This is a genomic window from Paraburkholderia sp. BR10872 (assembly GCF_040965835.1).
GTDB classification, from domain to species: Bacteria; Pseudomonadota; Gammaproteobacteria; order Burkholderiales; family Burkholderiaceae; genus Paraburkholderia; species Paraburkholderia nodosa_A.
In genome coordinates this window covers 1-242 of the sequence record NZ_JBFRCN010000215.1, presented here as the reverse complement: position 1 = coordinate 242, position 242 = coordinate 1, and the positions used below count along the sequence as shown (strand labels likewise).

Below are 242 nucleotides of genomic sequence, written 5' to 3'. Positions count from 1 at the left end.
TGCGTAGCAACTAGGGACAAGGGTTGCGCTCGTTGCGGGACTTAACCCAACATCTCACGACACGAGCTGACGACAGCCATGCAGCACCTGTGTTACGGCTCCCTTTCGGGCACCCCCACCTCTCAGCGGACTTCCGTACATGTCAAGGGTAGGTAAGGTTTTTCGCGTTGCATCGAATTAATCCACATCATCCACCGCTTGTGCGGGTCCCCGTCAATTCCTTTGAGTTTTAATCTTGCGAC

At 54.1% G+C, this 242-nt stretch carries 1 rRNA gene; it reads right to left on the bottom strand.

Annotated features, from left to right (window positions below):
* Nucleotides 1-242 (bottom strand): 16S ribosomal RNA (locus AB4Y43_RS40735); the annotation flags it as partial.